Annotated in this window: 15 protein-coding genes; 6 read left to right on the plus strand and 9 right to left on the minus strand. The window is 60.1% G+C overall.

Annotated features, from left to right (window positions below; all coding sequences use genetic code 11):
• The first annotated feature begins 166 nt into the window (after positions 1–166).
• Positions 167–880 (plus strand): membrane integrity-associated transporter subunit PqiC, encoded by a 714-nt coding sequence (locus tag K5K95_RS11375; RefSeq protein WP_222589521.1) that lies wholly within the window; start codon positions 167–169, stop codon positions 878–880.
• A gap of 237 nt (positions 881–1117) precedes the next feature.
• Here K5K95_RS11375 and K5K95_RS11380 read toward each other — a convergent pair whose 3' ends face one another.
• Positions 1118–2650 (minus strand): AhpA/YtjB family protein, encoded by a 1533-nt coding sequence (locus tag K5K95_RS11380; protein ID WP_222589522.1) that lies wholly within the window; start codon positions 2648–2650, stop codon positions 1118–1120.
• Between the two features lie 135 nt (positions 2651–2785).
• Between K5K95_RS11380 and serB the strand changes: the two genes are divergently transcribed.
• Complete coding sequence (gene serB, locus K5K95_RS11385) at positions 2786–4000, plus strand: phosphoserine phosphatase SerB (RefSeq protein ID WP_027922002.1); 1215 nt, start codon at positions 2786–2788, stop codon at positions 3998–4000.
• 93 nt (positions 4001–4093) lie between these two features.
• Here serB and K5K95_RS11390 read toward each other — a convergent pair whose 3' ends face one another.
• The 4 genes from K5K95_RS11390 to K5K95_RS11405 form a co-directional block, all read right to left on the minus strand.
• The gene (locus K5K95_RS11390) at positions 4094–5875 is read right to left on the minus strand and encodes a molecular chaperone (protein ID WP_222589523.1); all 1782 of its coding nucleotides are present in this window, start codon (positions 5873–5875) and stop codon (positions 4094–4096) included.
• A gap of 177 nt (positions 5876–6052) precedes the next feature.
• A complete protein-coding gene (gene asd, locus K5K95_RS11395) occupies positions 6053–6913 on the minus strand; it encodes an archaetidylserine decarboxylase (RefSeq protein WP_222589524.1) in 861 nt (286 codons plus the stop codon).
• Between the two features lie 9 nt (positions 6914–6922).
• Positions 6923–7747: a rhodanese-like domain-containing protein gene (locus tag K5K95_RS11400; protein ID WP_222589525.1), complete on the minus strand. Its 825-nt coding sequence runs from the start codon at positions 7745–7747 to the stop codon at positions 6923–6925.
• A 43-nt stretch (positions 7748–7790) separates the two neighbouring features.
• Positions 7791–9329, minus strand: coding sequence for an HDOD domain-containing protein (locus K5K95_RS11405; protein WP_222589526.1), 1539 nt, complete (start codon positions 9327–9329; stop codon positions 7791–7793).
• A 166-nt stretch (positions 9330–9495) separates the two neighbouring features.
• Between K5K95_RS11405 and motA the strand changes: the two genes are divergently transcribed.
• Both motA and motB read left to right on the plus strand, forming a co-directional pair.
• Complete coding sequence (gene motA, locus K5K95_RS11410; RefSeq protein ID WP_222589527.1) at positions 9496–10347, plus strand: flagellar motor stator protein MotA; 852 nt, start codon at positions 9496–9498, stop codon at positions 10345–10347.
• 162 nt (positions 10348–10509) lie between these two features.
• Positions 10510–11541, plus strand: coding sequence for a flagellar motor protein MotB (motB, locus tag K5K95_RS11415; protein WP_222589528.1), 1032 nt, complete (start codon positions 10510–10512; stop codon positions 11539–11541).
• A 675-nt stretch (positions 11542–12216) separates the two neighbouring features.
• Here motB and K5K95_RS11420 read toward each other — a convergent pair.
• From K5K95_RS11420 to rsgA, 4 genes are all read right to left on the minus strand, one after another.
• A complete protein-coding gene (locus K5K95_RS11420) occupies positions 12217–12702 on the minus strand; it encodes a toll/interleukin-1 receptor domain-containing protein (protein ID WP_222589529.1) in 486 nt (161 codons plus the stop codon).
• Positions 12702–13661: a caspase domain-containing protein gene (locus tag K5K95_RS11425; protein ID WP_222589530.1), complete on the minus strand. Its 960-nt coding sequence runs from the start codon at positions 13659–13661 to the stop codon at positions 12702–12704. Before K5K95_RS11425 ends, K5K95_RS11420 begins: the two co-directional genes overlap by 1 nt.
• Before the next feature lie 3 nt (positions 13662–13664).
• Complete coding sequence (locus tag K5K95_RS11430; protein ID WP_090176275.1) at positions 13665–14072, minus strand: TIR domain-containing protein; 408 nt, start codon at positions 14070–14072, stop codon at positions 13665–13667.
• 212 nt (positions 14073–14284) lie between these two features.
• Positions 14285–15316, minus strand: a complete 1032-nt coding sequence (gene rsgA / locus K5K95_RS11435) for a small ribosomal subunit biogenesis GTPase RsgA (RefSeq protein ID WP_222589531.1) — start codon at positions 15314–15316, stop codon at positions 14285–14287.
• Between the two features lie 107 nt (positions 15317–15423).
• Between rsgA and orn the strand changes: the two genes are divergently transcribed.
• A complete protein-coding gene (gene orn, locus K5K95_RS11440; protein ID WP_090176271.1) occupies positions 15424–15966 on the plus strand; it encodes an oligoribonuclease in 543 nt (180 codons plus the stop codon).
• A gap of 182 nt (positions 15967–16148) precedes the next feature.
• Entirely contained in the window at positions 16149–16760 is a 612-nt protein-coding gene (locus tag K5K95_RS11445; RefSeq protein WP_007945604.1) for a trimeric intracellular cation channel family protein, read from the plus strand.
• Positions 16761–16762 lie beyond the last annotated feature (2 nt).

Genomic DNA, 16762 nt, shown 5'->3' on the forward strand with positions numbered 1-16762 from the left:
GCGCTCGATCTACGATTTAACGCGTAGATCGACGCTTTGGCGCTGGAGTCGGAACGCATATTCACGGATGATATGGCCTTTCAAGCGCCGGCGTGGCCGAGCGTTCTTCATTTTTATTGAGTATTTTCACTGTGGTGAGCCTTGTGGCAACCACCTGGATGGGACGATGACTGCTCTGCGCCTTCCTTTTATTTTGATGCTCGCTGGCGTTCTTGGCCTGGCGGGTTGCAGCGTTCACCAACCGGTGTCGCTGTATCAGCTGGACAGCGGTAGTCCGGCTCCGCCTGCGCAAAGCGCGGGCATGGCGGTATTGCTGGGCCCGGTAACGGTTGCGGATTACCTGCAACGTGAAACCTTGCTGCAGCGACAGCCCGATGGCAGCCTTCAGGCCTCGACCGACGGTCGTTGGGCCGGGAGCCTGTCGTCAGACATCGATCAGTTGTTGCTGCGTCAGGTCGCCGCTCGCCTGGACAGTCAGCGTGTTGTCCTGGCGCCGGCTACCTTGGGCTTCACGCCGGACGTTCAGGTGCTGCTGACGATTACCCGTCTGGATTCGGGCAAATCGCAGCCAGCGATCCTGGATGCGCAATGGCGTCTGATCGACCGTCGTGGTCAGGTTCGCGATAACCGCATCATTCATCTGCAAGAACAGCATGCTGGCGGTACGGCGGCTCAGGTTCAGGCGCAGGGCGTGTTGCTGCAGCGTCTGGCCGAGCAATTGTCGGTGGCCCTCAAGCCGCTGGCTAATCAGCCACCCATTGCCGAAGCACCACGCAAGTCTGCTCCGAAACCTGCCGCACCGGCGGCCGAGCAGGAGAAACAGCCGAAGATCCCGATGGCCTCGCCAATCCGCACGGATATGGAAGTGTTCAGGTTCTAACGCTGGATTGATTCAACACAAAGCCCGCACAGATGCGGGCTTTGTTGTTTCTGCAGGGTGCAGTTATCTATTGTTCGTCCTGGCCCCATCGCGAGCAGGCTCGCACCCACAGGTGATCTCGGCGCCCCACAAATCCCATGTGGGAGCGAGCCTGCTCGCGATGGGGCCGGGACAGGCAACAAAAAGCCCGCAGACGATCACTCATCTGCGGGCTTTTTCACTTCTGGGCTTTAAGGCTTACGCCCGACGCTCGTGCATCCGCGCCAGTTGCCGTTCCAGCATCGACGGATAAGGCTCCATCAACCGTTCCACGCAGCAAGCGCCCTCAGGGCTGGCAATCGGACGAATCCGCGCGCGCTGACGGATCAGCGCATCGTCACCGATCTTGCGCTCCACCAGCAGCAGATTGCGGCTGTGTTGCGACAAGGCCAGGGCGTCCTGAGCGGTTTCGGTCAGCAGCAGGTCGATCTGGCTCAGACCGAACAACTCGTCGCCCAACGTCAGGCCCAGCTGCAGCTGCAGGGTAATGCCACTGTCAGCGACTTCGATCTGCAACTGATGGCCCAGGGCCCGCAACAGCTCACCGCAGCAGATCGCGTTGGTCAGGTAGTCGTCGCCGCTGTCTTCGGTGTGGAACAGCATCAGCGTACTGCCGTCGTTCAGCGTGTGCAGCTCGCTCTGGTACAGCGAGGCCGCCTGATCGAGGCAATCGCGATAGCGTTTCAGCAGTTCTTCCAGGCGGGTACGTGGCAGGCGACGCAGTTGATCCTGGGCGCCCAGCTGCACGGCCAGTACTGCGCTGTGCTGTGGCACGTTCGAGACGACCGGTTTTGCCTGTGCTATCGGTGCGCTGGTTGCCGATTCGTCAATCAAGTCGGCAAACGCGTCATCGTCATCATCGTCTTCGACAGTGCTGACACTGCGCCGTGGCGCAGGCTTGAGACCCGCCACAGGTTTGGTTTCGTCAAAGCTTGGGTCGCGCAGGTTGCGCACTTCGAAGGTCGGCTCGTTATCGTCCGCGTCTTCGTATTCGCTATCGTCCACCTCGGGCTGCGGTGCAGGCGCAGGCTCGGCCGGTTCCGGCGCGAAGTTGGCGTGCAGCTGGCGGGCCAGGTCGCCGACTTCATCCTGACGTTCGGTGGCCGGGGTGTATTCGTCGATATTGCGCAGCCACACGCGCAGTTGCAGCAGCGGCGTGGAGATATTGCGCCCCAGGCGCAAACTCAGCGCCAGGGACAGGGCCAGCAGGATCGCACTCAAAATGCCCATGCTTTGCAGGCTGATGGTCATCGGCTGCTGGAACTGATCCATGTCCAGGCTGATGCGCAGTTGCCCGGCGGTCACGTCCTGGAAGGTGATCTTGCTCTGGTACATGCCCTCGGCTTCGCCCAGCAGGCTGTGCTTGGGACGTTGACCGGCTTCGGCGAGGATGCGGTTATCCACGCTATAAATAGCCGCGTGAGCCACCAGCTTGTTTTTGGTCAGGTTGTTGAGCAGCACGTTGAGGCTGAGGATGTCGTTGGACACCAACAGCTCCGTGGCGGAGGTGGCGGTCTGCGTGGTCAGGCTTTCGCCCAGCGCATCTGCCTGCTCGTGCATGGCCTGCTTGAACTGCAAACCCATCACACAGGCATAGATGACCAGGGCCAAAGCGACCAGGATCACGTTATGGCTGGCAATGCGCAATGCAATCGGTACACGGCGATGGCGCAGTGCCCGGAAGATCAGCAGAAAGAAGTTATCGGTTTTTACTGGCGTGGGCCGGTTCACTTGAGCTCGGCTCTTTTGTCCGTGAAGTTGACGCGCAGTATAGCGACAGGCCCTAGACCGGCAAAGCGTTGACGGTGCCCGATGGTCACTGAAAGTGGGTAGAATGCGGTTTTTTTCCACCTGCGGGGGTGCGCCTTGCGCGAAATCGTCCTGATAAACATCACGGGAGTCGACCGTCCGGGTCTGACTGCGGCCATAACTGGCGTTCTGGCCCAGGGTGGTGTGAACATTCTCGACATCGGTCAGGCGGTGATCCACGACACCCTGTCGTTCGGCATCCTGGTTGAGATTCCTGACACCGAGCAAGGCAAATCAGTGCTCAAGGACATCCTGTTCAAGGGTTACGAGCTTGATCAACAAGTCCGTTTCACCCCGGTATCCGAAGAGGATTACCAGCAGTGGGTCGGCAATCAAGGCAAAAAACGCCACATCGTGACCCTGTTGACCCGTAAAGTGACCGCCGGTCAATTGCAGGCCGTGAGTTCGATCACTGCCAAATATGGCCTGAACATCGATCATATCGACCGTCTGTCCGGTCGCATGCCGCTGGACACCCCGGCCGACAAGGGCAAGGGCTGCATCGAGTTTTCCGTGCGTGGCGAAGCGGCTGATCCGCAGGCGTTGCGGGCTGAATTTCTCAGTGTCGCGCAGGAACTGAACGTCGACATCGCCTTCCAGGAAGATTCGCTGTTTCGCCGTAACCGCCGTCTGGCGGTATTTGACATGGACTCGACGCTGATCGAGGCCGAAGTCATCGATGAACTGGCCAAGGCCGCCGGCGTGGGCGATCAGGTGTCTGAAATCACCGAGCGCGCAATGGCCGGCGAGCTGGATTTTCGCGCCAGCTTCAAAGAACGTCTGGCCTTGCTCAAGGGGCTGGACGTCAGTGTGCTGGACTCGATCGGCGCATCCCTGCGCCTGACCGAGGGTGCCGAAACTCTGTTCGCCGAACTCAAGCGTCTGGGCTACAAGACTGCAATCCTGTCAGGTGGCTTCACCTACTTCGCCAAGCAATTGCAGGCCAAGCTGGGTATCGACTACGTGTTTGCCAACGAACTGGAAGTGGTCGACGGCAAGGTCACCGGCGTGGCAGTCGAGCCGATTGTCGACGCGCAGCGCAAAGCTGATCTGCTGCGTGAGCTGGCGCACAAGGAAGGTTTGCGGCTGGAGCAGACCATCGCGGTCGGTGACGGTGCCAACGATTTGCCGATGCTGGCGATTGCTGGTCTGGGTGTAGCTTTCCGCGCCAAGCCGCTGGTGAAGCAGTCGGCGAAACAGGCGATTTCCACCCTCGGGCTGGATGGGGTGTTGTACCTGTTGGGCTTCCGCGATCGTGACGGGCAGCTCTGATTAACGATCAAAAGATCGCAAGCTCCTACAGTGCACGCAATCCTCTGTAGGAGCTGTCGAGTGAAACAAGGCTGCGATCTTTTGCTTTCGGGATCAAAGCGACTTCCACAACGAATCAAACTCCTCTTCAACGCCGCTTTCAGCGGCGTTGTCGTTTCTGCTCGCTTCCAGCGAACGGTAAGCAAACTGATTGAAACTGTTGGTACTCGCCACCCGCCGATCGAGCCCGGCCCGGCGTTCCTGGCCGTTGGTGTTGATCAACACTTTGTTGCCTTCCTGGAACGGCAGGCGCGGGGCGAGCAAGGTGGCGGGCAGGTCGATGGCGCTGATCTCGGGCAGCAACAGACCGCGCAGGTATTGGCTGTGATCGTCCCGCGAGCGCACCAGTTGCAAGCCGCATGGCTCTGCGTAAGGCGCAACTTGTTCGATGCCCATCTGCGTGCCGCCGCCACGCACCTGACGAATCCAGCGCACCACCGCAATGCTCCAGCCTTTATTGGCGGAGTCCTCGATTCCGACCATCTCGCCGGCCTGTAGCTCGGCGGGCACTGCGCCGGGCCACGCCAGGCAATATCCGCCGGGGCTGTGATTGATGATCGGCAGGGCATAGGTCGGAAAATGCCGATTGCTGTCGGCGGCATCCTTGCCATCGTCGTTCTGCAATTGCGGGTATTCAATCTCTTCATAAGGCAGCAAGGCATCGGCGCTGGCGTTGGGCGCAGCATCGAACGCCTGGCTCCATTGGTCCTTGCCTTGGCCTGTCAGGGGCAATGCAGAAAATTTCGCGAGTCGGGTGCCGGGGTTTTTCAGGATGTCGCTGAATGAACGTTGCCCGCCCAGGTAAAAGTGCAGCGCGCTCATGCCCACGCACAGGGTCAGGGTGCCTTGGCCGACGGTACGTTGAAAGCTGCGCTCGGCCGCCTGCCCCCACGCGGCGTGCAAGTGTTGCAGCGTATCCAGGGTCAAGCCGGCGGGTACCGGCAGCGGCGTTGAGCCACTGTTATTGCCCTGCAGATGCGCTTCGATGGCGGCGACCAGGAGCTGAGGATCAACCCCCAGCAAACTGGCCTGCTGCTCGGCCCTGAATTTGGAGCGATAGCGCGGCCCGACGTCGAGGTCCGGTGCGACGGCGAACAGCCCGTCGGCGGGGTTGGAGGGCTGCAGTTTGATCCATTGGCTCCAGGGCTCCAGTACCTCGGCAAGTCGGGCGATCTGGTTCTGACGCAGCTGATTACAGCGTGCGGCGCCCAGCAGCAGGGCGACCACGTAAGTCTGTTCGATGCTCAGGGTTCGCGTCTGGCTGGCCAGTTCATCGCGCAGGCTCAAGTGCTGGAGTTTATGCGCGCAGGCGATCCGGTACAGCTGGTGCGACTCTAGCCACAGGCCTTCCGGCACCGGGCAGTAGAGTTGCGTCGCACGGATCAGCGGGCCATTGAGGCAATGGATCGCCCGCTGTAGTGCTTGTGCCAGCAATGGCGCCCGGTCTTTGCTGAAACGCGGTGTGATCCGCACGACGATCTGTTTGTAGCCGGTCGCCAAGTGATTTTGCAGCGCCTGGCAGAGGTTGGCGATTTTGCGCGAGCGCTCGTCGAGCACAATGGCTTGATGCAGAAAATGCCGCTCCAGGTGTTTGCAGACGAAATACACCTCGGGTCGCAGCAGTTCGAGCAGTTGCAGGCGATTGTCGCTGGGGGTGAGCAGCTGGTTGAGTTCGCTCAGGCCCTGATAGAGCAAGCGAGCGGTTTCGCCGATGTTGGCCTTGGGCAGGTCGGCGATCCAGCGCTTGAGGTCGCGTGGCGTGGGTTCACAGAACGACAGACGCTGTTGCGTCGGGATCGGGACACGTAACAACAGGTGGGGGCTGGTCTCATTCATGCCGTGGAAAAACTCCGACCGGGAAATGGGCAGTGAATGACGTGACTGTAGCAGTTATGCGCCTCGACTGTTTGACTGTCAGGCGCGTGTCGCTCGGGCTTTTGTGGGCGAGTCGAGCGACGGTGCAACCGTAATGTCCGCCCCGTCGAACTCATTCGGCGGGGCGGATCAGCCAGGTCAGGCGTTTGGCAGACCCAACGCCTGGCCCATTTGAACCGGCGACAGGGCGCCAAGCCCTTCAACCCATTTCACCTGGTCCGGCCCGAACAACACGACCGCGGTCGAACCCAGTTTGAAGCGACCCAGTTCGGCGCCTTTTTCCAGATGGATGGGTGCGCGGGCAGCTTCGTCGTAACGGAAGGTTTTCAGTTCGCGCTTGGGTGGCGTCACCAGCCCGGCCCATACGGTTTCAATCGAAGCCACGATCATTGCGCCGACCAGCACCACGGCCATCGGCCCGCGCTCGGTGTCGAAAATGCACGCCACGCGCTCGTTGCGGGCGAACAGCTCCGGTACGTTTTCAGCGGTGGTCTGGTTGACCGAGAAAATCCGCCCCGGGATGTAGACCATCTCGCGCAGGGTGCCGGCCAGTGGCATGTGCACGCGGTGGTAGTCTTTCGGCGACAGGTAGATCGTCGCGAAATCACCGCCCATGAACGGCGCAGCATTCGCCGCATCGCCGCCAAGCAATTCCAGGACACTGAAGCTGTGGCCCTTGGCCTGGAACACGCGACCGTGTTCGATCGGGCCAAGCTGGCTGACCGCGCCGTCGGCCGGGCTGAGAATCGCGCCCGGGGTTTTGTCCAGCGGGCGAGCGCCATCTTTCAGTGCGCGGGTGAAGAACGCATTGAAGTGCTCGTAGGCAGTCAGATCCTCGACCAGCGCCTGAGACATGTCCACCTGATAACGCTTGGCGAACCAGGCGGTAAAGGCGTTCTTGAACCAGCGTACGCGGCATTCGGCAATGCAGCCGGCCAGTCGCGAAAGCAGATGATGAGGCAGCAGGTATTGGCTGAGGATAAACAAACGCTTATTCATTAACTGTCCTTAAAAACCTTGAGTTTCTACGGGCGTATCAGGGTGGTTGCCCCATTCGCCCCAAGAGCCGGCGTAGCCTTTGACCCGCGGATAACCGAGGGATTTGGCCACTAGATAGGTGAAGCCAGAGCGGTGGTGAGTCTGGCAGTGGGTAATCACTTCTTTGTCTTTGGTGATGCCGAGTTGTTCCAGGATCTGCGGCATGTCCTGGCGGATGCGCAGGTTGCGCGCCTGATCCATGCCGGCGGTCCATTCGAAGTTCACCGCGCCGGGAATGTGCCCGGCCTTGGCCGCCAGCACCTTCTCGCCGGAGTACTCCAGCGGGCCGCGCGCGTCCCAGATGGCCAGGTCGGCGGCACCGAGACGGCTTTGCAGGTATTCACGGGTGGCGGTGGGTTCGTCGTGCAGGGTCAACGCAACCGAGCCTCCTGCGGATGGCGGGATCTGGATCGACATTGGAAATCCTTCTGCCAGCCAGGCCGTCAGGCCACCGTCGATGTAGTGGTATTTTTTATGACCGATGACATCCAGCAGCCAGATGAAGCGTCCGGCCCAGCCGCCGCCTTCGTCGTCATACACCACGTAGACGGCATCGGGGTTGTGTCCCAACTCGCCGAACAACGCTTCGAGTGCCGCTTGCGGCGGCATCAGCCCTGGCGCAGGCGCCTGGCCGAGTTGAGTACGCTTGGGATCGACAAAGCGCGCTCCGGGAATATGCCCTGCGGCATAGCGGGCGCTGCTGGTCAGGTCCACCAGAATCAGTTCGCGGGACTCAAGGCGAGGGAGCAAGTCGCTCGGCTCGATGACCAGCGCCAAGCCAGAGAAGTCAGACATGTGAGGTCTCCAGAGCACAAAGGGAGAGGATTGTAACGCAGCCTTATTGGCCGCGGTGGCTAAAGCTGTGCAGGGCCTTTTCGATGCACTGCGCGGTTTTGCCGAAGGCTTGCACGGTGATCTCCGAGAACGGCCCGCCGCCCTGATCGGCAACAACGACCATGATCACTCGACCGTTGTTGACCAGTGAGCGCAGCAGCAAGTGTTCACCGCGAAACTGCGCGCGCAAGCTGGCGGGTAATAAAGCTGAAAACTGCGCGTTGTTCGCCGGCACCAGGCGCACTTGGGCCTGTTGCGAGAGCAAGCGTTGCAGCACGGTGCTCTGGCTGACCACAAAGTTCAGACCTGCCGCTTCCTTCGTCAGTCCGGCCGTTTGATGCACGCGCAAATTGGCGTGGGTACGGTCAGCCATCAAAATCATCACCCGCCGCATGCCGCACGCGACCAGTGCGTCCCGGGCCGAGGTGGTCAAGTGCATGGCGTTGGTGAAACGGCTCGGCTCGACCAGCAGTTCGGCGCATTGCTTGCGCCAGTTCGCCAAGTCTTCGGCGGTGGGCGCCGGGGCCGGGAGCAAACCGGCGTGAATGCGGTTCATGCCCGTAGGCCAGATTAGCGAGACAGCCGGGTGCCAGAGGTCCGGCATGGCGTGCTGGTGCGCGCTGTTGACCGCCTGCTGGTGCAATTGCTGCTGCACCTCGCTCATCGGCATTTGCAGATAAAGGCTGGTCAGGTACTGCCAGCGCTCACAATGCGGGCTGTCCCAGGCATGTTGCGCCGACAGCGCCAGCCCATTGGCCAGCAACACAGTATTCGCGGGCTGATTGAGCCAGCGGCGCAGGGTCGGATCGTCATCGAGGCGGTTTTGCTGGCGCAGCGGATGGTCGACGTCGCGGGCGATGCGCAGCACTTTGACCAGTTCGCGCTGTTCGTTCAGCAGCAGTCGATAGCCTTGCTGGACCCAGATCGGCAGGCGCCAGATATCCACCAGTGCCAGGCAGATATCCAGCAGGCGCACGCCGAACAATTGCTTTTCGACGGTGCGTGCCGACTCGCCTTTATGAATGACCCGCAGTTCCCACTCTTCAAGCAGTTGTGGATGAGTCAGCGCCATCGGCCACAGCGGTGAAAGAAACAGCAGGCTGCCCCAATGAATGTCCTGCCACAAACGCGCCAGACGGCTGGCAAAAAAACCGTTGGCCTGTTGGGTTGCGTGCTGACTGATCAGTTGAAGCTGACGCAGCGCAACCGGTATCTGTGACAAAGGTTCGGCGGGAAGACGGGCGAGCAATTCTTCGGTGCGTTTCAAACCGAGGCGATTGAGGGCCACCTCAAGGTTTTCAGCCGGCTCGGCCATGCTGCCGTGGGTGTGGCGGTTGGCTTCGCGAATCACGCTCAAGGCCAGTGCCGGGCTGCCTTGCAACAGCTCGGCGATGTCGCGAAGTGAACTGCGGTTATCGGCAATGGCCTTGCAGACCCGGTCGTGACTGTCTTGCGGAACCGGCAGGCGCACGCCGTCAAGCAGTTTGACCCAGCCTTCAAGCGTGGTTGGTTTCGCGGTAGGGATGTTCGTTTCGTTAGCCATGGTTGGACGCGATCATCGTCTGCATTACCTATGCCTGGAGCGGGCCAAATTGGCTTTTCGCCTGAACTGGCTATAGTCTGGCGCAGTTTTGCCGATAAGTAGAAGAAGAGATTTTTTAACTTCCGAATATGACCTTGAACCCGACTCAGTAAGTGCTCTCCTACCTATGGCTAAAATTATCGGCATCATCGTCGTATTCGCGAGCGTGCTCGGCGGATACGTGCTTTCCCACGGCAAGATTGCCGCCCTTATTCAGCCTTTCGAGGTGATGATTATCGGTGGCGCGGCCCTTGGCGCATTCCTCCAGGCCAACCCTGGTTACATGACCATGCACGTGCTCAAGAAATCCTTGGGCATGTTCAGTTCGCGTTTTACCCACACGTTCTATCTGGAAGTGTTGGGGCTGATTTACGAAATCCTCAACAAGAGCCGTCGCGAAGGCATGATGGCGATTGAAGGCGACATCGAAGATGCCGCCGCGAGCCCGATCTTCGCCAAGTACCCTACGGTCCTCAAAGATGAGCGCATGACCGCGTACATCTGTGATTACCTGCGCATCATGTCCTCCGGCAACATGGCTCCCCATGAGCTTGAAGGCCTGTTCGACATGGAGCTTTACAGCCTCAAGGAAGACCTTGAGCATCCGTCCCACGCGGTGAACGGTATTGCCGACGCCATGCCTGGTTTCGGTATTGTCGCGGCGGTACTCGGTATCGTGGTGACCATGGCTTCCCTGGGTGAAGGCGATCAGAAATCCATCGGCCTGCACGTGGGTGCGGCCCTGGTCGGTACCTTCTTCGGTATTCTCGCGGCGTACGGTTTCTTCGGTCCGCTGGCCCATTCCCTGGCCCACGATGCCAAGGAAGAACTCAACGTCTACGAAGCCATCAAGGCTTCGCTGGTGGCTTCAGCGTCCGGCATGCCGCCATCGCTGGCGGTGGAATTCGGCCGCAAGGTTCTGTACCCGGCGCACCGTCCAAGCTTCGCTGAGCTGGAACAAGCGGTTCGCGGTCGATAGTGCTCTGTTTTGCAAATACGTTCCTTTTTTGGCGAGTGACTGTTGTTGCCAGACAAGGCGCCGCGACGAGTCATAGCTCGCTATGGCGAGGAGCGGCAACGCCGTATGGCGATAACAGGCACCGTCAAAAAGGAACAGTATTTGTGAGACAGAGCACTCTGTATGGAAAATAACCAGCCGATAATCATCAAGCGCGTCAAGCGCATCGCCGGCGGGCATCACGGGGGCGCCTGGAAAATTGCCTTCGCGGACTTCGCGACGGCGATGATGGCGTTCTTCCTGGTGCTGTGGCTGCTGTCCACCGCAACGCCGGAACAGAAGATCGCCATCGCCGGGTACTTCAAGGACCCGGTCGGCTTCAGCGAAAGCGGCACGCCATTCATCATCGATTTGGGCGGTTCCCCGACCCTGGCACCGGATAAAACCCTCAATCCCGAGGTGAAGTCCCAGCCGCAGCCGGACAAAGTCACCGTCGACACCGACCAGGTCGAAGGCATGGCCGAGCAGGTGGAGAAGGAGCGCCTTGAACTGTTGCTGCAAGAGTTGCAGAACAAGGTCGATGAAAATCCGCAGCTGCAAAAATTCAAGGACCAGATCCTGTTCGAAATCACGCCGAACGGCTTGCGCATCCAGATCATGGACGCCGAAAACCGTCCGATGTTTGACTCTGGTTCAGCTCGCCTGAAACCGTATTTCGAAGACATCCTGCTGGCCATGGCCGACACGATTAAAGCGGTGCCGAACAAGATCAGCATCAGCGGCCACACCGATGCCAAGCCTTACACCGGCACGGGCGACTTCGGTAACTGGGAGCTGTCGGCCAACCGAGCCAACGCCGCTCGCCGTGCGCTGGTCGCCGGGAGCTATCCGGATTCGCAGGTTGCCCGTGTCGTGGGTTATGCGTCGTCGGCCTTGTTCGATCGCAAGAATCCGTTCAACCCGGTCAACCGTCGTATCGACATCGTCGTGCTGACGAAGAAGGCCCAGGAGGCCATCGAAGGTTCGCAAGGCGCAGAGCCTGCCCCGGCGACCGCGCCGGGTGATGCCCCTGCCACACCGGTTGATCCAAATGCGTTGCCACCGGACCAGCAACCGGTGCCGGCCCACGAACTGCGCGAACGCTTGAACCTGTTCGAGGATGCGGCGCCGAAACCGGGTGCACCGGCCAAACCGGCTGATTCACCAAAGCAGTGATCGACAACAATCAAGCCGACAGAGATGTCGGCTTTTTTGTGCACTTCCGATCTTGGGGTTTGGGGGTGGGGTTGGGGTTGGGGTGGGGTTGGGGGCATATCCGTTTTTGCGGTAACGGCGGCTTAGGGTTCCGCCCTGACGGCGGGTCACTTGGAAGAGCGCCAAGTAACCAAGCGCTTTTGCCCCTGACGTTCGGTGCCTCGCCTAGGCTCGGCATGCCCTCGCTTCGGTCCTGCTCCGTGGGCCCGCCGCCATCGGCCATCCATGGCCGGGGGCGGCTAACCCGGCATCCATGCCGGGTTGCCCACTGCGCAGAACCTGCGCTCGGCCTCTCGAGGGGGCGAGCACCGCAAAAGCAAAGCGAGGCGGCCTACGGGCCGACCTGGTTCTTCAACGCTTGCGCGTCCTGATCCTGACCCTGATCGTTCCCACGCTCCGCGTGGGAATGCATCCCGTGACGCTCCGCGTCACCCTTGCGCAAGACTCAAGCCTGGTGTCGGCAGTGGAACGCAGAGCGTCCCCGGCGGCATTCCCACGCGGAGCATGGGAACGATCAACAACCGGCTGATTCTCCAAAGCGGTGATCCACAACAATCAAGCCGACAGAAATGTCGGCTTTTTTGTGCCTGTTGTTTCGTCCTGAATTGGGTTCACTCCTATTTCAGAACCAGGCACTCAGAAACCGCGCTTGATGCGGTTCTTGAGGTGGTCGTGGAACAGGTCGGCATTGCGTCTGTAGGTCCCGTATAGGGATTCGCTGATCGAATCCAGCGCCATTGAGCGCTTGGTCGCCACTTCTTCTCGATAGGCATCGATGAAAAACTCCAGATCCCTGTCGGTGCTGAGCTTTGGCCATTTATCGAGGTACAGCGGCAGTGTCGTCGGCTCTGTCTTGAATGAGCAGATCCGTCGGTTACTGATCGTCGCTTCGCCGATTTCAAAGGGCACCCACCATGACAATGCGGTCTGGTCCGAGACCACTGCTATCAGATGCGTGCACGCTGTGATGTTGCGGGTGATGACTCCGGTGATGTCGTCAGTGGTCTGTGATTCCGGATCCAGCACGTCAAAGTAGGTCTTGATGTTGGCCTGAATCAGGCGGGAGCTGATGGCGATAGCGTGTGGCCGGTCGGTATGGCGATAGCTGATAAATACTGGCATCAGAAGTGTCCCTTGATTGCGAGTTCGCGGTAATAGGCGCCGAGGGCGGTGAGGCGGCAGCCTGTGGAGTTGAGGGCGGCGTAGTACATGTGCTCGGCGTCTACCGGTTCGACTAGGCTATGGCGATTGCACTTTTGCAGTTGGGCGAACACGTCGCCGTGCTCCGGGTCATACGAGGCTTCTGTGGGTTCGTAGCTTGGGTCCAGCGCAAAGACATGACTTGGTTCCGGGAACCAGTCCTTGAGCTTGCGCAGGGTTTCTTCGGCAATCAGTGGCGTGACTTCGCGCAATGGAACGAATTGCGAGACGTTGGTTTTGAACACGGGCCGTTGTTCCCACGCCCCCAGCGCGTTATCGACGAACGAATACACACTGCCGGGCGTCACCTTGCCCAGTACATTGGCGGCTCCGCCATGCAGTGCCTGGAGCAGCAGCCCGGTGAAGACGCCGTGGCCGCCACCTTCCAGAGCCACCTGTTCTTTCTTGCAGGCAGTGAGGATCGTCATGCCTTCGCCGATCACGCTGCTACCGCCTCGCAACCCGCGCATGGCGGCTGCCGCACCGGCCTGACAGCAATCAAGGATGATGATTTTGTTCTTGATATGGGTGGCATTGTCCGCCCAGTTCAGGATGTCACTGATGCGAATGCCTTCGACGCCCTGACCGAAGTCCTGCGGAATCAGCAGGCCCTCGTCGATGCTGGTATCGAACTGGCCGTGGCCGGCGAAGTACAGCAGCGCGACATCACAATCACCGGAAAACAGGCTCTGGATATGCTGCTTCAAAGTGGCGTGAGTCAGGTTTTCCTCGGATGAGGTCAGCACCTTGCTGCTGAAATTGGGCCGCCCGTTGGCGTGGCGTTCCAGCACCGAGGCCATGGCCATCGCGTCGTTGTTGCAGCCACTGAGTTGTGAAACGTGGCGGTAGTGATTGATTCCAATGAACAGTCCCTTGCGCATGGTTCAACCCGCCGCGTGAGTGCGAATGGCGCTGATGATGCTGTTGGTGTTCCAGGCGCATTCGGCATGTGCCGCCCGGCGTACCACGGTGGAGATCCGCTCGGCACCAAACGGTTTGACCGCAATGATCACCTTGCCCATGCGTCGGGCGATCTCGATTTCCTTGTTGATCCACTTGCTGTAGGTCGAATACATCCCCGCCATGATCAGCACTGCCGAGCACGCTCGTATCTTGTTTTCGATGGCTTCTTCCAGCTCTTCATCGGTTTTTGCGCCAACGATGGGGTTGTCCGGCGGCACTGAAAAGTTCTTGAACGCGAAGTCGGGTTTCGCGTTCAGCAAGCGCACGAGATTGTCGTGGGCGTGCGGGTAATTCCATGAATGACTGATGAACAGATGGTAGGTTTGCATGGCTATCCCTCGGTATCGCCAAAGTGCGAAGAGGGCATGAATGTATGCACTTGAGTGGCAGCAACAAGGCCTGCGCGGTTAAAGAGAAGTGTCCTTCATGCGGGCGCGAAGAAGCCTTACGGAAAGGTCTGACGTTTAATTTGCGAGGATTTTTTGTAGGACGGACGAGCCACCCACCGCCCCGAAAGGCTCGGGGTGGTGGGCGTGTCTGTTTAGTAGCTGGTTTCGGGCAGGCTGGCGATGATCGAGCGGTAGCTGTTCATCCGTTGCTGCTGCACGCGACCTTCTTCGAGGGCCTTGAGCAGGGCGCAACCCGGTTCGCGATCGTGCTTGCAGTCGCGGAAGCGGCAGGTGCCGATCAGGTCGTTGAACTCGATGAAGCCGGCTTCGACATCGGCACGGCTGACGTGGCCCAGGCCGAATTCACGGATGCCCGGGGAGTCGATCAACTCACCGCCGCCGGGGAAGTGGAACAACCGCGCGGTGGTGGTGGTGTGGGTGCCTTGGCCGGACAGCTCGGACAGCGGGCCGACACGGGCTTCGACTTCCGGCAACAGGCTGTTGACCAGCGAGGACTTGCCGACGCCGGACTGGCCGACGAAGACGCTGATGCGTCCGTCCAGTTGCTTCTGCAGTTGCTCCATGCCATTGCCGTGGTGCGCCGACACTTCCAGCACCGGGTAACCGAGTGTGCGGTAAACCGCCAGCAAGGCATTCAGCGCCGGGGCGTTCTGCTCGTCGATCAGGTCGAACTTGTTAAGCAGCAACAGCGGACGAATCCCGGCGTGCTCGGCAGCGACCAGGTAACGGTCGATCAGGTTCGCATGAGGCTCGGGCAGCGGGGCGAAGACAATGACGATCATGTCGACGTTGGCCGCTACCGGCTTGAGCTGGCCACGGCTGTCCGGGCGGCAGAGTTCGGTTTTACGTGGCAATTGCGCCACGATCACCCCGATGCCCTGGTTGCCGGCACGCCAGACCACCTGATCACCGGTCACCAGTGCTGGCAGGTTGGCACGCAAGTGGCAGCGGAACACTTCGCCGGCCAAATCGCCTTCGAGGGCTTCGACTTCGACCTGCACACCGAAGTGCGCGATCACCAGGCCGGTCTGTTCCGGGCCCAGGTCGCCACCTTCAAGTGCCTCGACAGCCGAGGACTCGCGTTTGGCGGCGCGGGCAGCGCGTTCGCCCTGAATCTTTTCGATGCGCCAGTTTTGACGACGATTGAGTTGGCGTTTGGCCATGGGTGTTCCGTATGAAGAATGCAGCGATTAGGTAAAACGGCAGCGAGTTTAGCACGCCCCGGCGCCGCCCTAGGCTAAACTGCGCAGCATTGCCTAGGAGCCGACACATGCAAAACCCGCAGAATCTGATCTGGATCGACCTGGAAATGACCGGTCTGAACCCTGATACCGACGTCATCATCGAGATGGCCACCATCGTCACTGACAGCGACCTGAACACGTTGGCCGAAGGTCCGGTGATCGCGATCCACCACAGCGACGAAATCCTCGCCGGCATGGATGAGTGGAACACCCGTCAACACGGCGGCTCGGGCCTGACCCAACGGGTTCGCGACAGCCGCATCAGCATGGCCGAAGCCGAAGCGCAGACCATCGCCTTCCTTGAACAATGGGTGCCGAAGGGCAAGTCGCCGATCTGTGGCAACAGCATTTGCCAGGACCGTCGCTTCCTTTATACCCACATGAAATCCTTGGAAAGCTACTTCCACTACCGCAACCTTGATGTGTCGACGCTGAAAGAGCTGGCGGCGCGCTGGGCGCCGGATGTGCGCGACAGCTTCAAAAAGGGCAGCACCCACCTGGCCCTGGACGACATTCGCGAATCGATCGCCGAGCTGCAGCACTACCGCAAGCATTTCATCAAGTTCTGATCGGGTACCCCGGCCCTTGTAGGAGCTGTCGAGTGAAACGAGGCTGCGATCTTTTGACTTTGATTTTTCTGATCAAAAGATCGCAGCCTCGTTGCACTCGACAGCTCCTACATGGCGTCTGCCCTCTTTTGGGGCTTCAGTGAAGTGAGTAGACTGCGCGCCTTCCTGCAAGGACCGCCACCATGTTGCTGATGCTTTACCTGATTGCCATCACCGCCGAAGCCATGACCGGCGCCCTGTCTGCAGGTCGGCGCGGCATGGACTGGTTCGGTGTGGTGCTGATCGCTTGCATCACGGCCCTCGGCGGCGGCTCAGTGCGCGACGTGCTGCTCGGCCACTACCCGCTGACGTGGGTCAAACACCCGGAATACCTGGTGCTGACCTCGATTGCGGCCATGTTCACCGTCTTCGCTGCACGCTGGATGCGTCACCTGCGCTCGCTGTTTTTGGTGCTCGATGCCGTCGGCCTGGTGGCGTTTACCCTGATCGGCTGCATGACCGCCCTGGAAATGGGCCACGGCATGCTGGTGGCCTCGGTCAGTGGCGTGATCACCGGGGTTTTCGGTGGCATCCTGCGCGACATTTTCTGCAACGACATCCCGCTGATCTTCCGGCGCGAGCTGTACGCCAGCGTCTCGTTCGCGGCGGCGTGGTGCTACATGCTCTGCATTTACCTGCAACTGCCGGGTGAACAGGCGATTTTGATCACCCTGTTTGGCGGCTTCCTGTTGCGCTTGCTGGCGATTCGTTTTCACTGGGAAATGCCGAAGTTCGTTTACAACGACGAGGCCTGAAA

Origin of the sequence: Pseudomonas sp. DR48 (assembly GCF_019823085.1) — a bacterium.
GTDB lineage: Bacteria > Pseudomonadota > Gammaproteobacteria > Pseudomonadales > Pseudomonadaceae > Aquipseudomonas.